We start from the raw sequence: 24651 nt of genomic DNA on the forward strand, positions 1-24651 counted from the left end.
TCATCCCCCGTCACACGATCAAATCAGGCCCCGGGCGCCCCAGGCACCCCGGTCTGCAGCGCCAGCGCATGCAGCACGCCGCCCATCTGGCCGCGCAGGGACTGATAGACGATCTGGTGCTGCTGGACGCGGGACTTGCCGCGGAAGGATTCCGAGATCACGGTCGCGGCATAGTGGTCGCCGTCGCCGGCGAGGTCACGGATGGTCACCTCGGCATCGGGGATCGCCGCCTTGATCATCGCCTCGATATCGTGAGCGTCCATGGGCATTCGGGTCGTACTCCTTGTCGCGGCTGCAATCAGCCTTGTCGTCGAATCGCTGCCGGGGTCCGGATCTGCAAAGCCAAACTTGCCGGCAGGGACAAACTTAGCGTGAACGGCCTTCTACGTCACGCCTTCCGGCACTATATCCCATCCTGATAAAGGCACGACAAAGTGCCACGCACGGCAGATTGATCGAAAAGGCGTGAAGTCATGAAGCTTCCAGGGCCCGACCACCCCATCACCATCACCCAGAACCCCCGGCGCGTCCGCGTTACGGCGGGCGATATCGTGATCGCCGAGACCAGCAAGGCGCTGATCTTGAAGGAGGCCAAATATCCGGCGGTGCAATATGTCCCGAGACAGGACGCCAATATGGCGCTGCTGGAGCGCACCGATCGCGTCACCCATTGCCCCTACAAGGGGGACGCGAGCTATTACAGCGTCAAGGCCAACGGCCAGACGCTCGACAACGCGATCTGGACCTACGAGACGCCTTTCCCCGCGATGACCGAGATTTCCGGTCATCTCGCCTTCTATCCGGACAAGGTGAAGATCGAGGAAGTGGGGTAGCACCGACACGGGCCTGCCGTCAGGGCCGGGCTTGTCCCGGCCCTCCACGTTCTTGGCTGCCGCGGATACAAAAGGACGTAGATGCCCGGGACAGGCCCGGGCACGACGACTGGGAATGCTGGAGCAGCCCCGCTATGCCCTGAAGATCGTGAGCCCCAGGATCAGCAGCACCAGGAAAATCACGACGAACACGTAGAACAGGAAGCGGGCGATGTCGGCGGAGGCGGCCGAGATGCCGGTGAAGCCGAGCACGCCGGCCACGATCGAGACAAGTAAGAAGATCAGCGCCCATTTCAGAATCGTCATCGCCAGCTCCGAAATTGTACCGCTTGTCGCGGTCCTCGCCCTCTTGGCGAACGCTAACTTCGTCGCAGGGAACTGGTTCCTAGCGGTGTCGGGACCTGCGGACGTCTCAAACGACCCTTGCTGAATCTGGTTCCCGGCGGCAAAGTCCGGCCGACAGAAGCGCGACCGGGGCGGCCACGATGACGATGTCACATTCAGCGACGATCGGCGCAGACGTGCACGCCGCGCCGAGGAGTAAGGCGCGCAATCTGTCGCTCGATCGCGCCCGCACCTTCCTCACGCTGGTAGTGCTGCTGCACCACGCCGTCATCCCCTACACCTATTTCGGGCACACCGATCCGACCTCCTGGATCGGTTTCGACATCGTCGTGCTGGCCACCGACAGCTTCTTCATGGCGATGTTCTTCTTCCTGTCGGGACTGTTCACGTGGCCCGGCATCGCACGTAAGGCGCCGTCGGTCTTTCTCCGCGATCGCCTGTTGCGGCTGGGGTTGCCGTTCGCGATCGCGGCCTTCACCGTCATCCCGCTCGCCTATTACGCTATCGCGCTGCGGCACGAGCCCGAGCTGAGCTTCACGGCGTTCTGGTGGAAGACGGTGACGGTTGGTCCGTGGCCGAGCGGGCCGATCTGGTTCGTGTGGGTGCTGCTGGCATTCGACCTGAGCGCGAGCCTGCTCTACCGGGTCTCGGCCCATTTGGTCGATCCGGGCAACCGTATCTCGCTGCGCGGATTTGAGCAGCCGGCCGCATTCTGGCTGATGCTCGTGGTCGTCACCGCCCTCGTCTACGTGCCGTCGCTGCTCTATTTCGGCGGCAGCAAATGGTTCGAACTCGGGCCGTTCTCGGTACAGGCGAGCCGCATCCTGCTCTACTTCGCCTATTTCTTCATCGGCGTCAGCGTTGGTGCGGCGAACTTCGATCGCGGCATCCTCAGCGCCGACGGCCAGTTGCCGAAACAGCGCTGGCTATGGGTGTTCGCGACGCTGATCCCGTACTGCCTGATGTGGGGCATGATCTACATCAAGCGTGAAGTTTTGGGGAATCCCGACCCGCAGCCGCACTGGTACCAGGCGATCTACAGCACGTTCTTCGTGCTGTTCTCGGCCTCGATCCTGCTCGCGATCCTCGCCTTCTTCCTGCACCAGAAGGCGCCCGGGCCGAACCTGCTCGACCGCATGCAGGCGGATGCCTACGGCATGTTCCTGGTGCACTATCCGATTGCGCTGTGGATTCAGTACGCGCTGTATGACTACTCGCTGCCGGCGATCGTGAAGGCCGCGATCGGCTTCGTGCTCACGGTGATCCTGAGCTGGGCACTGACGGCGGGCTTACGTAAGATTCCAGGGGCGTCGCACGTGTTGTGAGACCAAGGCCTCTCCGCTCGTCATTGCGAGGAGCCCTTGCGACGAAGCAATCCAGACTGCCTCCTCGGTGAGACTCTGGATTGCTTCGCTACGCTCGCAATGACGGAATGTGCGGCAGCCCCTCAGGCCGCCTTCCCGCCCATATACTCCGGCAGCCAGCGTTCGAACGAGGTCCGCAGCGCCTCGATCGTAACCGGCGCTTCGCCTGCGATCGCGACGGCGTCACCACCGGTGGTGCCGATCCGCACGCAGGGCACCTCGCAACCGCGCATCTTGGCGAGCACCCGGCCGGCTTCCGTTTCCGGCACGGTGACGAGATAGCGCGCCTGGTCCTCGCCGAACCAATAGGCCTGCGGCACCAGCGCGGTCGGCGCCGCGAGCAGTTCTGCGCCGATGCCGCTCGCCATCGCCATCTCGGCGAGCGCGATCAGAAGACCGCCGTCGGAGAGATCGTGCACGGCGGTCGCGGTGCCCGCATGGATCATGCCACGCACGCAGTCGCCGTTGCGCTTCTCGGCGGCGAGGTCGACCGGCGGTGGTGCGCCCTCCTCGCGACCGCAGATGTCGCGGAGATACACCGACTGGCCGAGCCAGCCATGGTTCTCGCCGATCAAGAGGATCGCCTCGCCTTCGGCCTTGAAGGCGAGCGAGGCTGACTTGGTGAAATCATCCAGCAGGCCGACGCCGCCGATCGAGGGCGTCGGCAGGATCGCGCGGCCGTTGGTCTCGTTGTAGAGCGAGACATTGCCGGAGACGACCGGGAAGTCGAGCGTGCGGCAGGCTTCCGAGATGCCCTTCAGGCAGCCGACGAACTGGCCCATGATCTCGGGCCGCTCGGGATTGCCGAAATTGAGATTGTCGGTGATCGCGAGCGGCTTGCCGCCGACGGCGGTGATGTTGCGCCAGGCTTCTGCCACCGCCTGCATGCCGCCTTGATAGGGATCGGCCTCGCAATAGCGCGGCGTCACGTCGACGGTCAGCGCCAAGCCCTTCGGGCCGTCCTGCACGCGCACCACGGCGGCATCGCCGCCAGGACGCTGCATGGTGTTGCCGAGAATGACGTGGTCGTACTGCTCCCAGACCCAGCGTTTGCTGCACAGCTCGGGCGTGCCGATCAGCTTTTCCAGCGCAGCGCCGAGACCCATCGGCGACGGCACCTCGCGCGCGTGCACGACCGGCAGCGCGGTCGAGGGGACATGCGGACGGTCATAGAGCGGCGCCTCGTCGCCGAGCTCCTTGATCGGCAAATCGGCCATGACGTCGCCGCCGTGCTTGACCACAAAGCGCTTGCTCGGCGTGGTGTAGCCGACCACGGCGAAATCGAGGCCCCACTTTTTGAAGATCGCCTCAGCTTCCTTCTCTTTCTCGGGCTTGAGCACCATGAGCATGCGCTCCTGGCTCTCCGAGAGCATCATCTCGTAGGCGCTCATGCCGGTCTCGCGCGTCGGCACAGCGTCGAGATCAAGGTCGACGCCGAGGTCGCCCTTGGCACCCATCTCGACCGCCGAGCAGGTCAGGCCAGCCGCACCCATGTCCTGGATCGCGATGACGCAGCCACTCTCCATGATCTCGAGGCAGGCCTCTAACAGCAGCTTCTCGGCGAAAGGATCGCCGACCTGCACCGTTGGGCGCTTCTCCTCGGACTTGTCGTCGAACTCGGCCGAGGCCATCGAGGCGCCGTGAATGCCGTCGCGGCCGGTCTTGGAGCCGAGATAGACGATCGGCATGTTCACGCCGGAGGCGGCCGCATAGAAGATCTTGTCGGTATCGGCGAGGCCGACCGCCATCGCGTTGACGAGGATGTTGCCGTCATAGCGGGTGTGGAAACGGACCTGGCCACCGACCGTCGGCACGCCGAAGGAATTGCCATAGCCGCCGACGCCGGCGACGACGCCGGAGACGAGATGCCGGGTTCTGGCATGTTCGGGCGCGCCAAAACTCAGCGCGTTGAGGCAGGCGATCGGACGCGCGCCCATCGTGAAGACGTCGCGCAAGATGCCGCCGACACCGGTGGTCGCGCCCTGGTAAGGCTCGATGTAGCTCGGGTGGTTGTGGCTCTCCATCTTGAAGACCACGGCCTGGCCGTCGCCGATGTCGATCACGCCGGCGTTCTCGCCGGGACCCTGGATCACCCAGGGCGCCTTGGTCGGCAGACCCTTCAGATGGAGGCGCGAGGATTTGTACGAGCAGTGCTCGTTCCACATCGCCGAGAAGATGCCGAGCTCGGTGAAGGTCGGCTCCCGCCCGATCAGCTTCAGGATGCGCTCATACTCGTCGGGCTTGAGCCCGTGGGCGGCAATCAGCTCGGGGGTGATCTTGGGTTCGTTCTTCATGGAATTTGGGCTTTCGGCAGCAGTTGGCCGTTCTTAGGAACATCGGGCGGCTTGGAAAAGCCCTTTATGGCGCATTTTCCCGCTGTCCCACGTTTTGCGGCCGTGGGCTGCGGGAACAGGAATTGCACAGCGCGGACAGATCGGATTTAAGGGCAAAAGACCCGCAATTGAAGGCCCATTTCCTTGCATGAATTGACCAAAGCGCCCCCGCCGCGCCGCCCCGACCTCCACATCGCCACCGATGGGGAATTCCAGGGCTGGCGAACCTGGATTCGCGACAGTTTTGAGAGCCACATCGGCCCGTTCTGGCACAAGATCGAGGACGACGGCAGCGTCCGCTCGGCATTCCGGGTCGAGAAAAAGCACCTCAACGGCTCCGGAAACGTCCATGGCGGCTGCTTCATGGCGTTTTCCGATTATTGCCTGTTCGCGATCGCCACCCACGAACTGGATGGGCCGGCCGTGACCACCAATTTCGCCTGCGACTTCCTCGACGCTGCACGCGAGGGCGAACTGATCGAATGCGTCGGCGAAGTCTCACGCGCCGGCGGCTCGCTGATCTTCCTGCGCGGCAAGCTGACATCAGGCGGCCGGCCCCTCTTCACCTTCTCCGGCACGATCAAGCGGGTGAAGCGGAAGCCGGCACCGCAGCCAAACGCATAGCTCGCCGCCTTCCCTTTTGGTGCCCCCTCGCCCAGACTTGTGTCCAGCGCTGTCGCGCGGGGAGCAACATCAAGGTGCCGCAGAGCACATCGCCGACAGGTCGCGCCACGGCATCGCAATTGCCGTCCATGCCCGCCGCCGGCGCGCGCAACTGGCGTGACTATGCGCTGCTGGTCGCGCTCGCCTGCTGCTGGAGCTCAACCTATCCGCTGGCCAAGCTCGCGCTGGACACGATCCCGCCTGTTACCTTCATCTCGGCACGCTCGCTGATCGCGGCCGCCTTCCTGTTCGCGATCCTGTGGATGCGCGGCGTCAAGATCCCGACCGACGCCAAGGCCTGGAAGCTGTTCGCGACCCAGCAATTGATCAACTCGACCTTCCCGTTCCTGATCATCACCTGGTCGCAGCAATATGTGCCGGCGTCGAACACGGTGGTGCTGGCCTCGACGACGCCGATCTTCGCCTTCCTGATCACGTCGCTGATCACGCGGCGCGAGCCGGCAACGCTGTTGAAGCTCGCAGGCGCGATCCTCGGCCTTGCCGGCACAATCGTCATTGTCGGCCTGGATGCGCTGCGCGGCTTCGGTAGCGAGATCGTGGCGGAGATCGCGATCCTGCTCGCCACCATCTCCTTTGCCTGCGCCACGATCTTCGGCCTGCGGCTCTCCGAATACGACCCGATGGTAGTGGCTGCCGGCTCGCTGCTGTTCGGCGGCCTCTTGCTGCTGCCGCCTTCGCTGATCATCGACCAGCCCTGGACGCTGCACCCGACGCCAACGGCAATCATAGCCACCATCGTCATGGGCATCGTCTCCAGCGCGCTCGGGCTGATGCTGTTCTACATGTGCTTGGGACGGCTCGGCACGCTGACGACGAACGCGCAAGGCTATTTGCGCATTCCGATCGGTGTTGCCTTGTCCGTGCTGCTGCTGGGCGAGAGCGTGCCGTCGAATTTGGCGCTGGGCCTGCTGCTGGTGATGGCGGGTGTTGCCGCGATGACGGTGCCGGCGGAACGGTTGAAGTGGCGCTAGCGTGAAACGCTATTGCTTGGCGTCGTCAGCCAGCATCTTCCGATACTTCTCGACGTCGCGCGTCACGAGCTGCTCAAGCAACTCCGGCGCATGCTCGTTGTCGTCGGGCGCAACGGTCGAGAGATCGGCAAAGCGCTTCTTCACCGCATCGGTCTCCACCGCCTTGCGCGCGGCGGCGTTCAGCCTGGCGATCACGGCGGGTGGGGTGCCCTTGGGCGCGAACAGGCCGTTCCAGCCCTGCGCCTCGAATTCAGGCAGGCCGGCTTCGGCTGATGTCGGCAGATCGGGCAGCGTGGCAAGCCGCACATTCGAGCCGACCACGAGGCCCCGCACCAGCTTCTCGTTGACCGATTGCGAGACGGAGGCCGCCGCATCGCAGACGCCGTCGATCTGGCCGCCGATCGCGTCCGTGAGCGCAGGCGCGGCGCCGCGATAGCCGACCAGCGTCGCGTCGATCCCGGCGGCGGTGACGAAGCTTTTGCAAATGAGGTAGTTCGACGAACCGACACCGGCGTGGCCGAGGTTGATCTTGCCGGGGTTGGCCTTGGCGTAGGCGATGAGCTCCTTGAGGTCCTTTGCCGGAAAATCCTTGCGCACGGCGATGATGCCGAACGTCTTCGCCACCATGGCGATCGGCACGAAGGAGTCCGGCGTGAACGGGAGTTTCGGATAGATCGTATAGGTCGCGGCGTTGGTGCCGGCATTGCCGATCGCAACGGTGTAGCCGTCAGGCTCGGCGCGGGAGGCGCGCGCCAGTGCGGTCGAGCCGCCGGCGCCGGCGACGTTCTCGATCACGATGGTCTGGCCGAGCGCGATGCCCATCTGCTCGGCAACGGTGCGCGCGATCACGTCGGAAGTGCCGCCGGCCGCGAACGGCACGATCATGGTGACGGGACGCTTGGGGAAATCCTGCGCGAACGCGACGGTCGCGAACGCAACGACGGCGACAGCGGCCGACAGCCGCTTCAGCACGAACGCAATCACGCGGCCTTTTCCAGATGCGCGGTGAGGCCGGCGAACAGGCCGCGGCCGTCGGTGCAACCCATGATGTCTTCGACGTGGTTTTCCGGATGCGGCATCATGCCGAGCACGTTGCCCTTGTCGTTGACGATGCCGGCGATGGATTGCGCGGCGCCATTGATGTTGCTGATATCGTCGATCGCGCCGTCGGCGGAGCAATAGCGGTACAGCACGCGACCCTCGCCTTCGAGCCGCTTGATAATCTCTGCGTCCGCCGCATAATTACCCTCGCCATGCGCGATGGGCACGCGGATCACCTGCCCTGCATTGTAGCCACGCGTGAACGGCGTGTCGGAGCGCTCGACGCGCAGATGCACGTCGTGGCAAATGAATTTCAGCCGTGCATTGCGCATCAACACGCCAGGCAAGAGGCCGGACTCGCAGAGGATCTGAAAACCGTTGCAGACGCCGAGCACGAGGCCGCCCTTGGCCGCATAGTCGCGCACCGCGTCCATCACCGGCGCCCGCGCCGCAATCGCGCCACAGCGTAAGTAATCGCCATAGGAGAAGCCGCCGGGTACCACCACGAGATCGGTGCCGTGAGGCAGCGACGTCTCGGCGTGCCACACCATCGCCGGCTCATGGCCCGAGATCAGCTTCAGCGCGCGCGCCATGTCGCGCTCGCGGTTGATTCCGGGAAACACGAGGATGGCGGCTTTCATGGCGGAGGTTCCGAACGAGATTGGAATGGGCTGGCACGGCGGCCAAATCGCCAGCAGACATAACCATTTGACGGGGATTTTACCAGTGCTAGCCTTGCCAGCGAGCGTTGTGCACAGGCCATAGCCCGCCATTCGGCTGATCGACTTGCCCGGGATTGAAGCCATGAATGTCCCGTCGCTGCCCGCATCCCTCTCCGAGCCGGTGTCCGCCGAGGGTGTCGTCGCCGCCGGCGCATATGTCGACGGTCGGCGCGTCGCCAATATCGCCATCAGCGAGGCTTCGAGCTGGCGGGCAAAACCCGGCCACGTGGTCTGGATCGGGCTGCACGAGCCCGACATGGCGCTGCTCAGCGCGGTGCAGAAGCAGTTCGATTTGCACGAGCTCGCGATCGAGGACGCCAACAACGCGCACCAACGGCCGAAGATCGAGCAATATGGCGAGGCCCTGTTCATCGTGGCGCGGACGGCGCAACTGATCGAAGGCCGGATCGCCTTCGGCGAGACGCACATCTTCGTCGGCGAAGGCTATCTGGTCTCGGTGCGCCACGGCGCCTCGACGTCTTACACGCCGGTGCGCGAACGCTGCGAGAGCTGCCCGCGGGCGCTCGCGCGCGGCGAGGACTACATCCTCTACGCCATCCTCGATTTCATCGTCGACAACTACTCGCCCGTGCTCGAGAGCATTCACGAAGAGGTCGAGAGCATCGAGGACGACGTGCTCTCCCAGCCGATCAGCAAGGCCCAGATCGAGCGGCTCTACATGCTGCGCCGCGACCTGCTGCGGCTCAGGACTGCGATCGGCCCCCTGGTCGAGGTCTGTCGCAGGCTGGAGCATGACGAGTTGGCGATGGTGCGCGCGACGATGCAGCCGCTGTTCCGCGACGTCACCGACCACGTCAGGAACATCCAGGAGCGGATCGATTCGATGCGCGAGGTGCTGGCCTTCGCCTTCGAAGCTAGCTTGCTGGTCGGCCAGGCTCAGGAGACGGCGGTCTCCAAGAAGCTTGCCTCCTGGCTCGCGATCATCGCGATCCCGACCGCGCTTGCCGGCATCTACGGCATGAACTTCAAGCACATGCCGGAGCTGGACTGGGAGTACGGCTACTACACGCTGCTCGGCGTCATGCTGACGGCATGCGGCGCGCTGTACTGGCGTTTTCGCAGGGTCGGATGGCTGTGAGCCATCCCGTTCACCCGATCAGCTCCACCCGATAATTCTCGATCACGGTGTTCGCGAGCAGCTTGTCGGCGGCGTCCTTCAACGCCGCCTCGGCCTTGGCCTTGTCCGCGCCGGCGAGCTCGATGTCGAACACCTTGCCCTGCCGGACGCTCGCGACGCCGTCGACGCCGAGCGACTTCAACGCACCCTCGATCGCCTTGCCCTGCGGGTCGAGGATACCCGTTTTCAACGTAACGGTGACACGTGCCTTCACGTCAGATCCCTCTTAGCTCTTCACCAGGACCGGGCCGGAGCCCTGCGGACGCTCGTTCTCCATGAGAATGCCGAGACGCTTGGCGACTTCGGTATAGGCCTCAAGCAGCCCGCCGAGATCCCTGCGGAAACGATCCTTGTCGAGCTTCTCGTTCGACTTGATGTCCCACAGACGGCAGGAGTCCGGCGAGATCTCGTCGGCGACGATGATCCGCATCATCTCGTTCTCGAACAGCCGGCCGCACTCCATCTTGAAGTCGACGAGGCGGATGCCGATGCCGAGGAAGAGACCGGTGAGGAAGTCGTTGACACGAATGGCGAGCGCCATGATGTCGTCGATCTCCTGCGGGGTCGCCCAGCCGAAGGCGGTGATGTGCTCTTCCGACACCATGGGGTCGTTGAGCTGATCGTTCTTGTAGTAGAATTCGATGATCGAGCGGGGCAGCTGCGTGCCTTCCTCGATGCCAAGGCGCTGCGACAGCGAGCCGGCGGCGACGTTCCGCACAACCACTTCCAGCGGCACGATCTCGACCTCGCGAATCAACTGCTCGCGCATGTTGAGGCGGCGGATGAAGTGGGTCGGCACCCCGATGTCGTTGAGGTGCTGAAACAGGTACTCCGAGATCCGGTTGTTGAGGACACCCTTGCCCTCGATCACCTGATGCTTTTTCGCGTTGAACGCGGTGGCGTCGTCCTTGAAGTGCTGGATCAGGGTACCGGGCTCCGGGCCTTCATACAGAACCTTTGCCTTGCCTTCATAAATGCGACGCCGACGGCTCATGGGGATGTACCGTGTTTTGTTGAAATCCATGTATTTGGTGTGCTCCGGTTACTAGGGATTACGACCCACAGCGGAGCGGCTGTGAATGGCCTGGAACCGATCTGCAACCCTTGGAAACAGAACGGGAACCGGACCTTCAGGCAACCTATCCGATTGGCTGTCCCAGCACAATCGATCCGGCTCATCCGATGCCAACTTATACCGCCTTGCCTGCGGCTTAACGGCTCGTTGTTTTGCCGATTCGTGCCCCCTATCTAGGCATGCGAAGGGGCCGTCGCAACGAGGGCGCCGGGTCCAGTCAGCAGGGAATTGGAAAAGGCATGAGCACGTTCGACAAGCGCCAGGAAGGTTTCGAGAAGAAATTCGCCCTCGACGAGGAGCAGAAATTCAAGGCGGAGGCCCGCCGCAACCGGCTGCTCGGCCTGTGGGCAGCCGAGCAGCTCGGCATCACCGGCGACGCGGCGACGGCCTATGCCAAGGACGTGGTCGCGGCCGATTTCGAGGAAGCCGGCGACGCCGACGTCCTGCGCAAGGTCGCGGCCGATTTCGCTGCCAAGAACGTGTCCGTCACCGAGCAGGCGATTCGCGCCAAGATGAACGAGCTGATCGCGGTGGCGGCGGCCGAGGTGAAGGCGGGGAAATAGCGCCCGCTCCTACGCGTCCGGCCGGCGTGCAGAATTTTTGCGCGCCGGCCGTTTTATTCCCCGACTTCGCGAAGCGCCATAGCCGCCTCGAATGGCGTCCAGCAGACGTTGCGCGGCTAGGCTCAGAAAGCCGTCGCGCCGGGTGACGATCGCCACGTTGTGGCTGGCAGAGAGATCACCGACCGCAATCGTCGACATCGCGCCCGAGCCGAGTTCTTCTGCGACATGACTTTGCGCGAGCAGCGCCAGCCCGAACCCTGACTCCACCAGCCGCTTCTGGGCGGTCAGGCTGTCGACCGCAGTCCACACCACGTCACCCAGGCCCTGCGTCAGAAACAACGCGAAGATATGCGCGGCCGCGACCTCGGGTCGGCCTTGTAGCTCGGGAAAGGCGATCCAGCGCTCGCTCGCGAGCTGAGCCAACCGCTTCACCCGGCGTCCGGCGAGCGGATGGTCGGGGGCGCAGACGATTTGGAGCTTCTCGGACAGGATCGGCTCGCAGTCGAGATCGCGCGAACGGTCGAGGTTGTAGCGCAGGCCAATCGTCGCCTCGCCACGGCGGACGAGCGCGCTGACCTCGGCGCTGGTCGCCGTGCGCAAGGTGAGCGCGACACCCCGATGAGCCCTCGCAAATCCCTTCATGATCCCTGACAGGCGGCTGTCGGCAAGCGTCCCGGTCACAGCCAGCGAAACCGGTCCCGATGTCTGCTTGGTCAGCGCGCGGACGGCTTGCTCGGCATCCTGTGCGGCCGCAACGGCCCGCTCCGCATAGGGGATCAGAACACGCCCCGCATCGCTGAGAAGCGTGCGCCCCGCCAGACGTTCGAACAGCGGCACACCGAGCTCCTGCTCCAGCAGCGCAATGCGGCGGGAGATCGCCGGCTGCGAGCGGTGCAGGAATCTTGCGGCATTCGAGATTCCGCCACGGCGATGAACCGCAAGGAAAGTGTCGAGCGCATCGCTGTCCATGAGGTCATCCCATGCAAAAAACTGATGATATAGAGAGAAATAACAAATTTGGTGGATGTCGTGAAGTCGCCTATGGCTGCACCGAACCGACCATCCCGCGCGGAGCAAAGAGACATGGCTACTCAAAAAGACATGGCGACCCAATTGGAGAAGGCGAAAGCGTTTCAGAACCTGCATACCCGGCCGGGCGCCTTCATTATTCCCAACCCGTGGGATGCCGGCACCGCGAAGCTGCTTGCCGCGATGGGTTTCGAGGCGCTCGCAACCACCAGCCTTGGGCTGGCCAACACGCTCGGGAGTTCGACCGTCAGCCTGGATGCCATCCTCGACAATTGCCGCGCGATCGCCGAAGCGACGCCACTACCCGTCAGCGTGGACCTCGAAAACTGCGGCGCGCATGAGCCGCGGCGCGCGGCGGACGCGATCCGGCGCGCCGCCGAAGCTGGCGCGGTCGGCGGCTCGATCGAGGATTCGACGGGAGACCGGAGCCGGCCGATCTACGATTTCGCACGCGCCGTCGAGCGTGTGCAGGCCGCGGTGGAGGCGGCGCGCTCCCTGCCCATTCCGTTTACACTGACGGCCAGAGCCGAAAATCTTCTGCACGGCCGCAACGATCTCGACGACACGATCAAGCGCCTCCAGGCATTCGAGGCCGCCGGCGCCGACGTGCTCTACGCGCCCGGCGTGCACGATCTCGCGACCATCAAGACGGTGGTTTCGTCGATTGGAAAGCCATTCAATCTCGTGATGGGCTTTGCCGATCCGACCCTGACGCTGGCGCAGCTGTCGGAAGCCGGCGTCAAGCGCATCAGCGTCGGCGGCGCGATGTCGCGATTTGCGCTCGCGGCATTCCTGACGAGCGCACGCGAGATGAAGGAGCACGGCTCCTTCACCTATGTGCGCGAGATGGCGCCGATCAAGGAATTGCGCGACGCGTTCGCCGCGGTCAGCCTTCCTTGAAGCCATACTCCGGCACGTTGCCGCTGGCGCCGTAATATTTGTACGGCAGGAATTTGCCGCTCATGGTGAACTTGACGCGGTCGCCCTTCGGGTTGGCGACGCGCTCGATCGCCATGTCGAAGTCGATCGCCGACATGATGCCGTCGCCGAACTCCTCCTCGATCAGCGCCTTCCACGCGGGGCCGTTGACCATCACCATCTCGTAGAAGCGGTAGATCAGGGGATCGGTCGGCGGCATCGGCGTGCCGGCGCCGCGCATCGGCACCTCGTTGAGCATCGCAGTCTCGGCCTTCGACAGGCCGAACAGCTCGCCGGCGTTCGCGGCCTGCGGTTTTGTCAATTTCATCTGACCGAGGATCGCGCCGACGATCAGCACCTCGGCATAGCCGCCGATCTGCTCGCAGATATATTTCCAGCTCCAGCCCTTCTCGCGCTTGATGTCGAGCAGCTTCTCGATGAGGTCTTCGCGTTTCATGTCAGGATCTCCCTTCGCTAAGCACTGTGTCACGTCGTTTCGTGCCGCTTTGGGAGGCACGAAACGTGCCAATAAATGAGGCTTAGGGCTTCACCGCCTCGATTTCCCTTCGCGTGGCAAAGCCTCTGCAAATCGCTTGATCGCATCGAGCACGGGCTGCTGATCGCCGGCAAAGAACCAATGATCATTGCCGTCGAGCTCGACGAATTCCGCACCATTGATCCGGCTCGCCACATCGCGGCCGGCCGCGATCCGTACGGCCTTGTCGTCCCGACGATGCAGCACCAGCGTCGGGACCGCAATCTGCGCCAGAAGATGCCGCACGTCGGCGTCGCGAAACGCCTCGAGCACCGCCGAGATGCCGCCGGGACTGGACGCCGCGCGCAGCAGCCCCGCCCACCAGGCGCGCGCCTTGGGATCGCCGGCAAGGCTCGGCGCGAAGGTTTCAATCCCCACCGGGCCGCCCCATTGCGCGATGAGGTGCTTGCTCCAGGCATCGTACTGGCTGGCGCGCAACGCGTGCGGATAGTCCTGTGACCAGCAGCCCTTGGCCAATGCGCCGAACAGAATGAGCCCGGCCACGAGACGCGGCTCGTCCACCGCAAATTTGATGCAGGCCGGCCCGCATTCGGACGCGCCGAACAGCACGACACGGCGCGCATCCGCCGCCCGCAGCACGGTGCCGATATCCTCCGCGGTGACGTCGATGCCAGGCGCCGATCCGACCCGGTCGGACAGCCCGATGCCGCGGCGATCGAAAACGATCAGCCGCCCCAGCTTCATCAATGAGGCCAGGAACGTCCGGCTCGCGGGATGCTCCCAGGCGCGTTCCACATGCGACACGAAGCCGGGCATGACCAGGATATCGAGCGGGCCGCTTCCGTAGGTCTGATACGCCAGATGCACGCCGGCACCCTTGACGTAGCGCGTCGTCGGAACGGCGGCGAGCGACGACGCCGCGCCGGGGCCCATGAGCGCCTCGGTCTCGGCTTCAGGCGCGACGCCAAGCTCGTCGCGCAGCCGCTGCGTCAGTGCCGCGTGATGCCGTTCTGCCGCGCTTCGGTCGCCGGCCAGCAAAAGGCTGCGCACCAGATGCCGGCCATACACCTCGCTCAACGGATCGAGCTCGACCAGACGTCCCGCGTGCACTGTGGCGGCAAAATGGTCGCCGGCAGCATTCTTGTCCTGCACGAGGCGCTCCAGCGCGTGCACGAGCCGTCCCCGCAGCGCCTCGCGGCGAAAAAACGCCCAATCGTCGAATTCAGGGCAATGGTCCGGAGCGAAGCCCGCGAGGAAGTCACCCCGATACATCTGGCAGGCTTCCTCGAAGGCGCCGCGATCGCACGCACTCTCGAACTGGTGCGTGTCGACCTTCAGCGCGACCGCCGGGGACCATCGCACGCTGGTGCGGTCGGTCTCGAAAACCGGCTGGCCGAGCGTGAGCTCGATGCGATGAAGCAGGCGCCGCAGCCGCGCGAGGCCCGTCTCGCGGGGAGTTTCGGGCCACAGCAGCGTGGCGATCACGTCTCGCGCGACCGCGCCCTTGGCCTCCGCGAGATAGATCAGCAGCGCAAGTCCCTTGCGCAGGTTCAGCTTGATCGGGCGGTCGTCAGCGTGGATCTCCGGGAACCCGAACGTCCCGAGCGAGACAGCCGTCATGGAAGTCCTCTCTCCCCGGTCGGCGTCCCCGTGGGACGCGCAGGGGACGGTCCGCCGTTACGAGTCGGACAAGATCGAGCCTGGCCCCCAGCGAGCGCATCAACCTCCCGCATGCGGCACCGCTGTATCAGGCACAATAGGAAAAAACATGTTCGCGCGCCTCGCAATCCTGCTCTACGCCATCGTCAGCTATGGCGTATTCACCCTTTCATTTCTCTACGCGCTCGGTTTCGTCGGCAATTATGTCGTGCCGAAGTCGATTGACGTCGGCAGTCACACGAATTTGAGCGAGGCCATTGTCGTCAACCTGCTGCTGCTGGGCCTGTTTGCCATCCAGCACAGTGCCATGGCGCGTCCATCCTTCAAACGATGGATGACAAAACTCCTTCCCGCGGCCTGCCAGCGCAGCACCTACGTGCTGCTCTCCAGCCTGATCCTGCTGCTGCTGTTCTGGCAATGGCGTCCGATCCCGACACCGATCTGGCAGATTGACGGAATTGCCGCCTGGTTGCTGATCGGCCTGCATTGGCTCGGCTGGGTGATCGTGTTTGCCTCGACCTACATGATCGATCATTCCGATCTGTTCGGCCTGCGCCAGGCTATCTTCGCGCTCCGCGGGGCGGAGATGCCGGGTCAATCGTTCAGGACGCCGCTGCTCTACAAGATCGTGCGGCATCCGCTCATGCTGGGCTTTCTGCTCGCGTTCTGGGCCACGCCTGAGATGACCGCCGGTCATTTGCTGTTCGCGCTAGGGAATACAGTCTACATTCTGGTCGGGTTGCAGTTCGAGGAGCGGGATCTGATCGCCGAGTTCGGCGCGACTTATCAAGAGTATCGCCGCCGCGTTCCCATGTTGGTGCCGCGTCCCTTCGCTCGTCGCCGGACGGAAGATCGTCGGCCTGCTGGCGCTCCGCAATGAACGCGCTGTTTCCTTTCCCCCGAATGTCCGTGGATGCCGCCACATTCGCCGACACGCTCGATGGGCTCGACGTCGGCCTATATCTCGTCGACGCGCACGCGCGGCTCGTTCACGCCAATACGGCCGGCCAAGCCATCCTCGATGCGCGCGACATCTTGCTTGAGATCCGCGGACATCTCGTGGCCAGCGATCCAGCGGTCAACCAGACTTTGCAACATTTTTTCACGGTGGCCGGGCAAGGAAACGCCATCCTGGGCACCAGCGGAGTGCCGATGCTCGGGAGGGATGGGCAACGTCATGTCGCCCACGCTTTGCCGTTGACTTCCGGTAGGCGCCGAAGTGCGGGCGTAGCGTACAGCGCCGTGGCGGCCTTGTTCGTTCGCAAGACGGCGCTGACGATACCGCCGCGTTCCGAATTGATCGCCAAGGCATTCAAATTGACGCCGACCGAGTTGCGCGTGCTGCTCGCGATCGTCGAGCTCGGCAGCGTTCCCGAAGTCGCTGCAGCGCTCGGCGTTGCCGGCACGACGGTCAAGAAGCATGTCCGCCATTTGTTTGAAAAAACCGGTGCAGCGCGACAGGCCGATTTCGTCAAGCTCGTGGCGGGATATGCGACGCTGTTGAGAGAACCTGCCGAATATAGGCAATCCGCTGGAGCGACAAGATGAGAGCAGTTCTATGCAGCTCGTTCACCGGACCAGGCGATTTGCGCCTCGGCGAGATCGACGAGCCGAAGCCGGCCGCCGACGAAATTCTCATCGACGTCCACGCGGCCTCGGTCAGTTTCATGGACCAGTTGCTGGTCTCGGGCCTCTACCAGATGCGTCCGCCGACGCCCTTCGTGCCCGGCACGGAAGCATCCGGTGTCGTCGTCGCGGTCGGCGCAAAGGTTATGACATTCGTGCCCGGCGATCGTGTGGCATGCAGCGCCTGGACCGGCGGCTACGCCGAACAGATGACAGCGAAGGACTCGAAGAGCGTGCTTCTGCCTGACGGCGTCGCGTTCGAAGTCGCGGCGACCGTCCTGCACAATTACGGCACGGCCTATTATGCGCTGGTCGAGCGGGCACGGGCGCAACGCGGCGAAACCGTTTTCATTACCGGCGCGGCCGGTGGAGTTGGGCTTGCCGCCGTCGACCTCGGCCGCCATCTGGGCTTGCGCGTCGTCGCCGGTATCGGCTCCGACGACAAGGCCGCCCTGGTGCGAAGCTACGGCGCCGGCGAAATCGTCAACTATCGCAGCGAAGATCTGCGCGACCGGATCAAGTCGATCACATCAGGAGAAGGCATCGACATCGGCTTCGACAATATTGGCGGTGCGATCTTCGAGCAGATGGCCCGGCTGATGAAATGGGGCGGACGGCTGATGCCGATCGGCTTCACCAGCGGCGAGATTCCACAGCTCCCGATGAACTTGCCGCTGCTGAAGAACTATTCCATCCTCGGTGTCTTCGTCGGCGCTTGGGCGGAGAAATTTTCCGCCGAGGCCGCGCGCATGAACGCCACGCTGATGCAATTGCTGGCCGAAGAAAAAATCCGCCCGCACATCGATCGCGTCCTCCCTTTGGAGGAGGCCGGAGAAGCCATGCGTGCCGTGGCCAACCGAACGGTTCAGGGGCGAATTGTCCTCAAGATCAGGTAAAGTGCACCGGGAAGAGAGAGACCGATGACACCGATCATCATCGACAAGCGCTATTGCGGCCCGCCAAACTCCGGGAATGGCGGCTATGTCTGCGGCCGTCTGGCCCGGCACATTCCCGGGGCTGCGGAGGTGACGCTGCGCGCACCGCCTCCCCTGGACACGCCACTTGATGCGATCGCGACGGACGACGGCACATGGGAGCTTCGCGATGGCGGCAACATCGTCGCGACCGGGCGACCGGCAAATGTCGAGCTTGCACGTCTGGAAAAAGCCAGCTTCGAGGAAGCCTGCGCCGCCGAATTGCTGACCCCGGTCAAGCCGCACGAGCATCCCCTGCCGACCTGCTTCGTCTGCGGTCCCGCAAGGGCGAAAGGAGATGGCCTGCGCATCTTCGCCGGATTGCTCGCGCGTCACTCGCAGAGCGCCGTTCTCGCCGCGAGCTGGACACCGGATCCAAATCTGGCCGCCGATGACGGCCTGGTCGCGCCCGAATTTCTCTGGTCGGCACTCGATTGCCCCACCGGCTTTGCCTGCAACTGCGATCAGCAGAGCGGCGTCTTCGACAAGACACCGCTCCTGCTGGGGCGGATGTCAGCGCGGATCGAAGCCCGCCCGCGCCCGGGAGAGCGCTGCATCATCACAGCCTGGCCGACAGGCCGCGAGGGCCGCAAACGCACAGCCGAGGCGGCCGCGCATGATGAAGCCGGGAAGCTGCTGGCGGTGGCCCGGACGACTTGGATTGCGGTCGAGCGCGAGGTGCAGCTCGGGCGGGGGTGATATAAGCTCGATCTCGTAGGGTAGGCAAAGGCGCGTAGCGCCGTGCCCACCATTTCTGTCTCAGTTTTGTTGCGACATGGTGGGCACGCTTCGCTTTGCCCAACCTACGAGACCTATGAGCTTTGCTCGATCATCCCCTGAAGCCGCGCCAGCTCCGCGTCCAGATCGCGCTCGACATCCGCTGCCCGCATCTCGATCACACGATAATTCCGCGCTTCCAGCCACGTCCGCCGGCCTGCGCGGTCGGCGGCGATGGCCTCGCCCTCGCCCGGGTTCACCAGCTCGATCGCGATCCGGTGCGGGAACGAGACGAAATCAGGGATGTGGCGGCCGACCGGGGTCTGGCGCTTGAACCCTCCTGCGAAGCGGCGATCGCGGGTCAGGGCCTGCCAGAGCAGGCGCTCCGCATCGGTCGGGTTGCGGCGGAGCAGGCGCGCAAGGCCGCGTACGGTCGAGCCGCTGTCGGAAACACCGCCGCCCTGCCCGTGCTCGGCCAGAAGGGCGCGCAGCCGCGTGGCCTGCTCGCCGTCGAGCACGCCGCCCTTGGCCGGGCCCTTGCGGCCCTCGGCGATCGCCATCACCACCCCGTGCAGGGTGTGCATGTCCTGCTTGGTCGGCTCCATCCGGCTGAAGATGTTGCGCAGGTTCACCAGCATGGTGTCGCGCTTCTCGGCCGGGCGCAAAAATTCGACCCGGTCGAGCTCGCGGATGAGGTTGTCGAAGAAGGCATGCATCTGGTGCTGCGAGGCGCGCTCGGAGCGTTCCGGCATGGCGTGTGGCAGCTCGCCCGAGGTCGCCCGCTTGAACCATTCGTAGCCGACCAGCAGCACCGCCTGGGCGAGGTTGAGCGAGGCGAAGCCCGGATTGACCGGGAAGGTAATGATGCGGTTGGAGAGCCCGACCTCCTCATTGGTCAGGCCCCAGCGCTCCCGGCCGAACATGATGCCGGCCTTGCCGCCCGTGGCGACGTGCCCAGAGATCTCCGCCGCAGCCGCCTCCGGCCCGACCACCGGCTTGGCCTGGTCGTGCGGCCGGGCGGTGGTGGCGAACAAGAGGTCGAGATCAGCGACAGCCTCGCCGACCGTGTCGAACAATTCGACCTTTTCCAGGATGTGATCGGCGCCGGCGGCGGCGCGCTGGGCGGCAATGTTGGGCCAGCCGTCGCGGGGGTTGACGATGCGCAAGGCGCCGAGCGCAAAATTGCCCATGGCGCGCGCGGCCATGCCGATGTTTTCGCCCAACTGCGGCTCAACCAGGATCACGATGGGACCGTCGAGGGAAAGGCCGGCCTTGCTCTTGTCAGTCCCCGACATCTCGTCTCGCTTTCACGCTGGTTCTCAAGGCCTTGTGGGAGCCGCCTCAGGAATTGATTCAGGCCGACCCGGCCGGCTGCCCCCTCCGCCTGTCGTTTGCCTGTCCTGACAAAATTCTCAAGGGAAATAACGGGTTGGATTCGACTTTTGAATCTCGCCTGAAACTTCACCCCGGCCCCCGCGGCAGGGCCGCTTCCCGCCCCCCATCTGCGGAGGCTGGATGAGCTAAAAGTGCATAATCCCTTGGCTTTCGCCGGCCGCGTCCCGGTGCTAAGAGGCGGCGGATATTCCCGTGGCGCACCAAAAGCGCCGTTCCCAAGAGGCTTCCCCGAACATGGCAAAAATCAAGGTGTCCAACCCCGTCGTCGAACTCGATGGCGACGAGATGACCCGGATCATCTGGCAGTACATCAAGGACAAGCTGATCAACCCGTTCCTGGATGTCGAGCTGCAGTATTTCGACTTGGGGATGGAGTACCGCGACCAGACCAACGATCAGGTGACCATCGACGCCGCCGAGGCGATCAAGAAGGTCGGCGTCGGTGTCAAGTGCGCCACCATCACCCCGGACGAGGCCCGGGTGAAGGAGTTCAACCTCAAGCAGATGTGGAAGTCGCCGAACGGCACCATCCGCAACATTCTCGGCGGCTGCATCTTCCGCGAGCCGATCATCTGCAAGAACGTGCCGCGCCTCGTTCCCGGCTGGAGCAAGCCGATCATCATCGGTCGCCACGCCTATGGCGACCAGTACCGCGCCACCGACATCAAGTTCCCGGGCAAGGGCACGCTGTCGATGAAGTTCGTCGGCGAGGACGGCAGCATCATCGAGAGGGAAGTGTTCAAGACGCCCGGCGCCGGCGTCGCCATGCAGATGTACAATCTCGACGATTCCATCATCGACTTCGCCCGCGCCTCGCTGAACTACGGTCTGCTGCGCAATTACCCGGTCTATCTCTCGACCAAGAACACGATTCTGAAGGTCTATGACGGCCGCTTCAAGGACATCTTCCAGGACATCTACGACCGCGAGTTCAAGAAGGAATTCGAGGCCAAGGGCCTGACCTACGAGCACCGCCTGATCGACGACATGGTGGCCTCGGCCCTGAAATGGTCCGGCGGCTATGTCTGGGCCTGCAAGAACTACGACGGCGACGTGCAGTCCGACACGGTCGCGCAGGGCTACGGCTCGCTCGGCCTGATGACCTCGGTGCTGCTGACCCCCGACGGCAAGACCGTGGAAGCCGAAGCCGCCCACGGCACGGTGACCCGCCATTACCGCGAGCACCAGAAAGGCAAGGAGACCTCGACCAACTCGATCGCGTCGATCTTCGCCTGGACCCGTGGCCTCGCCCACCGCGCCAAGCTCGACAACAATGCCGAGCTCGCCAAGTTCGCGAACACCCTGGAGAAGGTCTGCGTCGACACCGTCGAGGACGGCTACATGACCAAGGATCTCGCGCTCCTGGTCGGCGCCGACCAGCGCTGGCTCTCGACCACCGGCTTCCTCGACAAGGTCGCCGAGAACCTCGAAAAGGCGATGGCGTAAGTCGTCCGCGATTTCGCCCGACTGGGCCGGACATCTCACGGGTCGCGCCAAAGCGCGGCCCGTTGTTTTTTGCGACCCTTGGAGACGCGACCATGTCGATCAAGCTTGCCGTGCCCTGCCTTCTGTTGCTTGCCGGGCCGGCTGCGGCCGCGGACCCGCTCCCCGCCGCCATCGCCGCCCCCGGCGAGACCGTCGTGCTCAGCGTCCACGCCGAGGGCGCGCAGGTCTATGAGTGCAAGGCCGGCACCGACGGCAAGCTCGCCTGGGCATTTCGCGAGCCGATCGCCACCCTGCTTTCCGAGGGCAAGACGGTCGGCCGGCACTATGCCGGGCCGAACTGGGAGCATGCCGACGGCAGCGCCGTGGCCGCCAAGGCCGCCGGCAACGCGCCGGGCGCGACGTCGGCCGATATTCCCTGGCTGAAGCTGGAAGTGAACGCCCACCGCGGCAGCGGCGTCCTCACATCAGCCACGACGGTTCAGCGCATCAACACCCATGGCGGCAAGCTCGACGGCGCCTGCGACAAGGCCGGCGAGTTCAAGAGCGCGCCCTATTCGGCCGAATACGTCTTCCTGAAGAAGGGCTGAGGAACGAGGAGAGACGGCCCTTACGCGCCGGCTATGGCTTTTTGGATCTCCGACAGGGCGTCCAGAGCCTTTGCCCCATCAGGCCCGCCGCCTTGCGCCATTTCGGCTCGGCCGCCGCCGCCCTTTCCGCCCACGACAGGCACGCCAATCTTGACAAGGCTTGCGGCGTCGAAACGGGTTGATAGATCCTTGGTCACGCCGACAACGAGGCTGGCTTTTCCGTCAGCCGTCGTATTTGCAACCGCGACAACGCCCGACTTGATCTCTGCCTTGGCTTGATCAACGAGGGATTTGAGTTCGTCGCTCGGCAATCCCGTCACGTGAAGTTTGTAAAACTTGACGTCACCGATTTCCACGACGTTGGAATTTCCGCCGTCGCCGGCACCGCCGCCCATCGCCAGCTTCTTGCGGGCGTCGGAGAGCTCGCGCTCGAGCTTCTTGCGCTCGTCCATCAGCGCACTGATGCGCGCCGGCACGTCGTCGATCGAGGTGCGCAGCTCGTTGGCCGCGGTTTTCGCCAGCGCCATGGTGTCGTTGGCATGCTTGCGCGCGTAGTTGCCGGTCAGCGCTTCGATGCGGCGCACGCCGGAGGCGACCGCGCTCTCGCCCGTCAGCGTGATCAGGCCGATGTCGCCGGTGCGCCTGACATGAGTGCCGCCGCAGAGCTCGACCGACCAGCCGAGCGCGTTGGTGCCGCGCTCACGCGCGGTCCGGCCCATCGAGACGACGCGAACCTCGTCGCCGTATTTCTCGCCGAACAGCGCACGCGCGCCGGCCTCGCGGGCCTCGTCCACGCCCATGACGCGGGTCGAGACCTCGTCGTTCTCCAGCACCACGTCGTTGGCGATGTCCTCGACGCGCGCGAGTTCTTCCGCGGTGATCGGCTTCGGATGCACGAAATCGAAGCGCAAGCGGTCAGGCGCAACCATCGAGCCGCGCTGGGCGATGTGATCGCCGAGCACCTGACGCAGCGCCTCGTGAATGAGATGCGTGGCCGAATGATGCGCGCGGATCGACGAGCGCCTGCTGTGATCGACCTCGAGCTGGAGCGCGGTGCCGGGCTTCAGCTCGCCGCTCTCCAAGGTGCCGACATGAACGAAGAGATCGCCAAGCTTCTTCTGCGTCTCGGTGACGCGGAATTTGATGCCGCCCTCGCCGACCAGCACGCCGGTGTCGCCGACCTGGCCGCCGGACTCCGCATAGAACGGCGTCTGGTTCAGCAGCAACGCACCGCTGTCGCCGGCCTTGAGGCTGTCGGTTTCCTTGCCATCCTTGATCAGGGCCGAGACGACGCCCTCAGCGATCTCGGTCTCGTAGCCCAAAAATTCAGTCGCGCCGAGCTTCTCGCGCAGCGGGAACCAGATCGCCTCTGAGGCCGCCTCACCCGAACCCGACCAGGACGCGCGCGCCTTCACGCGCTGACGTTCCATCGCATCGGCGAAGGAAGCCTGGTCGACGCTGATGCCGCGCGACTTCAGCGCGTCCTGCGTCAGATCGAGCGGAAAACCGTAGGTGTCGTACAGCGTGAAGGCGACGTCGCCGTCGAACATGTCGCCCTTCTTCAAGGACGCACTCTTCTCGTCGAGGATGGCGAGGCCGCGCGTCAGCGTCTTGCGGAAACGGGTCTCTTCCAACCGCAGCGTTTCCTCGATCAGGTTTTCCGCGCGCATCAAATCGGGATAGGCCTGGCCCATCTCGCGCACCAGCGCCCAGACCAGGCGATGCATCAGCGGATCTTTCGCGCCGAGCAGTTGCGCATGGCGCATCGCGCGGCGCATGATCCGGCGCAGCACATAGCCGCGGCCCTCGTTCGAGGGCAGCACGCCATCGGCGACGAGGAAGGCCGACGAACGCAGATGGTCGGCGATGACGCGGAACGAGGCGACGGTCTTCTCGTCCGGTCCGCTTCCAAGAGCGGACGCGGTCGCGTCGATCAGATGACGGAACAGATCGGTCTCGAAGATGCTGTCGACGCCCTGCATGATGCTGGCCATGCGCTCCAGGCCCATGCCGGTGTCGATCGAGGGACGCGGAAGCGCTACGCGCTCCTCCTTCGTCACCTGCTCGTACTGCATGAACACCAGGTTCCAAAATTCGAGGAAGCGGTCGCCGTCCTCTTCCGGTGAGCCCGGAGGGCCGCCCCAGATGTGCTCGCCGCGATCGATGAATATCTCCGAGCACGGCCCGCACGGGCCGGTGTCGCCCATCGCCCAGAAATTGTCCGAGGTCGGGATGCGGATGATGCGGTCATCTGAGAAGCCCGCGATCTTCTTCCAGAGGCCCGCCGCCTCGTCGTCGGTGTGGTAGACCGTGACGAGCAGCTTGTCCTTCTTCAGCCCGAATTCCTTCGTGATCAGCGTCCAGGCAAGCTCGATCGCGCGCTCCTTGAAATAGTCGCCGAACGAGAAATTGCCGAGCATCTCGAAGAAGGTGAGATGGCGCGCGGTGTAGCCGACATTGTCGAGGTCGTTGTGCTTGCCGCCGGCGCGCACGCATTTCTGCGAGGTGGTGGCGCGCTGATAGGGCCGCTTCTCGACGCCGGTGAAGACGTTCTTGAACTGCACCATGCCGGCATTGGTGAACATCAACGTCGGGTCGTTGCGCGGCACCAACGGCGAGGACGACACGATCTCGTGGCCGTTCTCGGCAAAGAAGTTCAGAAAGGTCGACCTGATCTCGTTGACGCCGCTCATGTTCATCCAATCGGGTGTGCTTGGACCCGCCATACGCCATCC

General features: G+C 64.3%; 25 protein-coding genes. 13 read left to right on the forward strand and 12 right to left on the reverse strand.

Going from position 1 to position 24651, the window contains the following annotated elements; translation table 11 throughout:
* Positions 1-23: 23 nt before the first annotated feature.
* Positions 24-269 (reverse strand): BolA family transcriptional regulator, encoded by a 246-nt coding sequence (locus IVA74_RS01290; RefSeq protein ID WP_212487351.1) that lies wholly within the window; start codon positions 267-269, stop codon positions 24-26.
* Positions 270-473: 204 nt separating this feature from the next.
* Between IVA74_RS01290 and IVA74_RS01295 the strand changes: the two genes are divergently transcribed.
* A complete protein-coding gene (locus tag IVA74_RS01295; protein ID WP_247339137.1) occupies positions 474-833 on the forward strand; it encodes a DUF427 domain-containing protein in 360 nt (119 codons plus the stop codon).
* A 132-nt stretch (positions 834-965) separates the two neighbouring features.
* Here the strand turns inward: IVA74_RS01295 and IVA74_RS01300 are convergent, their stop codons facing one another.
* Positions 966-1139 (reverse strand): DUF1328 domain-containing protein, encoded by a 174-nt coding sequence (locus IVA74_RS01300; protein ID WP_007612121.1) that lies wholly within the window; start codon positions 1137-1139, stop codon positions 966-968.
* Between the two features lie 185 nt (positions 1140-1324).
* Between IVA74_RS01300 and IVA74_RS01305 the strand changes: the two genes are divergently transcribed.
* Positions 1325-2503: an acyltransferase gene (locus IVA74_RS01305; RefSeq protein WP_247339177.1), complete on the forward strand. Its 1179-nt coding sequence runs from the start codon at positions 1325-1327 to the stop codon at positions 2501-2503.
* Positions 2504-2625: 122 nt separating this feature from the next.
* Here the strand turns inward: IVA74_RS01305 and purL are convergent, their stop codons facing one another.
* A complete protein-coding gene (purL, locus tag IVA74_RS01310; RefSeq protein ID WP_247339139.1) occupies positions 2626-4836 on the reverse strand; it encodes a phosphoribosylformylglycinamidine synthase subunit PurL in 2211 nt (736 codons plus the stop codon).
* 183 nt (positions 4837-5019) lie between these two features.
* On the opposite strand from purL, the gene IVA74_RS01315 reads away from it, so the two are divergent.
* Together IVA74_RS01315 and IVA74_RS01320 are read left to right on the forward strand one after the other, a co-directional pair.
* A complete protein-coding gene (locus tag IVA74_RS01315; protein ID WP_247339141.1) occupies positions 5020-5499 on the forward strand; it encodes a PaaI family thioesterase in 480 nt (159 codons plus the stop codon).
* A 74-nt stretch (positions 5500-5573) separates the two neighbouring features.
* A complete protein-coding gene (locus IVA74_RS01320) occupies positions 5574-6530 on the forward strand; it encodes a DMT family transporter (RefSeq protein WP_247339142.1) in 957 nt (318 codons plus the stop codon).
* Positions 6531-6539: 9 nt separating this feature from the next.
* Here IVA74_RS01320 and IVA74_RS01325 read toward each other — a convergent pair whose 3' ends face one another.
* A complete protein-coding gene (locus IVA74_RS01325) occupies positions 6540-7514 on the reverse strand; it encodes a tripartite tricarboxylate transporter substrate binding protein BugD (protein ID WP_247339143.1) in 975 nt (324 codons plus the stop codon).
* Positions 7511-8212 (reverse strand): phosphoribosylformylglycinamidine synthase subunit PurQ, encoded by a 702-nt coding sequence (purQ, locus tag IVA74_RS01330; RefSeq protein ID WP_247339144.1) that lies wholly within the window; start codon positions 8210-8212, stop codon positions 7511-7513. Before purQ ends, IVA74_RS01325 begins: the two co-directional genes overlap by 4 nt.
* 163 nt (positions 8213-8375) lie before the next feature.
* On the opposite strand from purQ, the gene IVA74_RS01335 reads away from it, so the two are divergent.
* On the forward strand, positions 8376-9392 hold the full coding sequence (locus tag IVA74_RS01335) for a magnesium and cobalt transport protein CorA (RefSeq protein WP_247339146.1): 1017 nt from the start codon (positions 8376-8378) through the stop codon (positions 9390-9392).
* Positions 9393-9402: 10 nt separating this feature from the next.
* On the opposite strand, the gene purS is transcribed toward IVA74_RS01335, so the two are convergent.
* A complete protein-coding gene (purS, locus tag IVA74_RS01340; RefSeq protein WP_007602264.1) occupies positions 9403-9645 on the reverse strand; it encodes a phosphoribosylformylglycinamidine synthase subunit PurS in 243 nt (80 codons plus the stop codon).
* A gap of 12 nt (positions 9646-9657) precedes the next feature.
* Entirely contained in the window at positions 9658-10425 is a 768-nt protein-coding gene (purC, locus tag IVA74_RS01345) for a phosphoribosylaminoimidazolesuccinocarboxamide synthase (protein ID WP_173015815.1), read from the reverse strand.
* 320 nt (positions 10426-10745) lie between these two features.
* On the opposite strand from purC, the gene IVA74_RS01350 reads away from it, so the two are divergent.
* Positions 10746-11069 (forward strand): DUF1476 domain-containing protein, encoded by a 324-nt coding sequence (locus IVA74_RS01350; RefSeq protein WP_247339149.1) that lies wholly within the window; start codon positions 10746-10748, stop codon positions 11067-11069.
* 9 nt (positions 11070-11078) lie between these two features.
* Here IVA74_RS01350 and IVA74_RS01355 read toward each other — a convergent pair whose 3' ends face one another.
* Positions 11079-12038, reverse strand: coding sequence for a LysR family transcriptional regulator (locus IVA74_RS01355; protein ID WP_247339151.1), 960 nt, complete (start codon positions 12036-12038; stop codon positions 11079-11081).
* Positions 12039-12170: 132 nt separating this feature from the next.
* Here IVA74_RS01355 and IVA74_RS01360 point away from each other — a divergent pair, with 132 nt between their 5' ends.
* Positions 12171-12998: an isocitrate lyase/phosphoenolpyruvate mutase family protein gene (locus IVA74_RS01360; protein WP_247339179.1), complete on the forward strand. Its 828-nt coding sequence runs from the start codon at positions 12171-12173 to the stop codon at positions 12996-12998.
* On the opposite strand, the gene cynS is transcribed toward IVA74_RS01360, so the two are convergent.
* Positions 12985-13473 (reverse strand): cyanase, encoded by a 489-nt coding sequence (cynS, locus tag IVA74_RS01365; RefSeq protein WP_247339153.1) that lies wholly within the window; start codon positions 13471-13473, stop codon positions 12985-12987. The two genes, IVA74_RS01360 and cynS, sit on opposite strands and share 14 nt — an antisense overlap.
* Positions 13474-13563: 90 nt before the next feature.
* Positions 13564-15132 carry an alpha/beta fold hydrolase gene (locus tag IVA74_RS01370; protein ID WP_247339154.1) on the reverse strand — a complete coding sequence of 523 codons (1569 nt, stop codon included), beginning with the start codon at positions 15130-15132 and terminating at the stop codon, positions 13564-13566.
* A 148-nt stretch (positions 15133-15280) separates the two neighbouring features.
* Here IVA74_RS01370 and mddA point away from each other — a divergent pair, with 148 nt between their 5' ends.
* From mddA to IVA74_RS01390, 4 genes are read left to right on the forward strand one after another with little or no spacing between them, the layout of a single operon-like run.
* Positions 15281-16051, forward strand: coding sequence for a methanethiol S-methyltransferase (gene mddA / locus IVA74_RS01375; RefSeq protein ID WP_247339155.1), 771 nt, complete (start codon positions 15281-15283; stop codon positions 16049-16051).
* Positions 16048-16719 carry a helix-turn-helix transcriptional regulator gene (locus IVA74_RS01380; protein WP_247339156.1) on the forward strand — a complete coding sequence of 224 codons (672 nt, stop codon included), beginning with the start codon at positions 16048-16050 and terminating at the stop codon, positions 16717-16719. Before mddA ends, IVA74_RS01380 begins: the two co-directional genes overlap by 4 nt.
* Positions 16716-17693: an NADPH:quinone oxidoreductase family protein gene (locus IVA74_RS01385; RefSeq protein WP_247339157.1), complete on the forward strand. Its 978-nt coding sequence runs from the start codon at positions 16716-16718 to the stop codon at positions 17691-17693. Before IVA74_RS01380 ends, IVA74_RS01385 begins: the two co-directional genes overlap by 4 nt.
* Positions 17694-17717: 24 nt before the next feature.
* Complete coding sequence (locus IVA74_RS01390) at positions 17718-18470, forward strand: hypothetical protein (protein WP_247339158.1); 753 nt, start codon at positions 17718-17720, stop codon at positions 18468-18470.
* Positions 18471-18583: 113 nt separating this feature from the next.
* Here IVA74_RS01390 and IVA74_RS01395 read toward each other — a convergent pair whose 3' ends face one another.
* Positions 18584-19783, reverse strand: coding sequence for a TrmJ/YjtD family RNA methyltransferase (locus IVA74_RS01395; RefSeq protein ID WP_247339159.1), 1200 nt, complete (start codon positions 19781-19783; stop codon positions 18584-18586).
* Positions 19784-20117: 334 nt separating this feature from the next.
* Here IVA74_RS01395 and IVA74_RS01400 point away from each other — a divergent pair, with 334 nt between their 5' ends.
* Together IVA74_RS01400 and IVA74_RS01405 are read left to right on the forward strand one after the other, a co-directional pair.
* Positions 20118-21329: an NADP-dependent isocitrate dehydrogenase gene (locus tag IVA74_RS01400; RefSeq protein WP_247339160.1), complete on the forward strand. Its 1212-nt coding sequence runs from the start codon at positions 20118-20120 to the stop codon at positions 21327-21329.
* A gap of 92 nt (positions 21330-21421) precedes the next feature.
* Entirely contained in the window at positions 21422-21916 is a 495-nt protein-coding gene (locus tag IVA74_RS01405) for a DUF3455 domain-containing protein (RefSeq protein WP_247339161.1), read from the forward strand.
* Positions 21917-21936: 20 nt separating this feature from the next.
* Here IVA74_RS01405 and alaS read toward each other — a convergent pair whose 3' ends face one another.
* A complete protein-coding gene (gene alaS, locus IVA74_RS01410) occupies positions 21937-24609 on the reverse strand; it encodes an alanine--tRNA ligase (protein ID WP_247339182.1) in 2673 nt (890 codons plus the stop codon).
* Between the last annotated feature and the right edge of the window lie 42 nt (positions 24610-24651).

This window comes from Bradyrhizobium sp. 132, assembly GCF_023074185.1.
GTDB lineage: Bacteria > Pseudomonadota > Alphaproteobacteria > Rhizobiales > Xanthobacteraceae > Bradyrhizobium.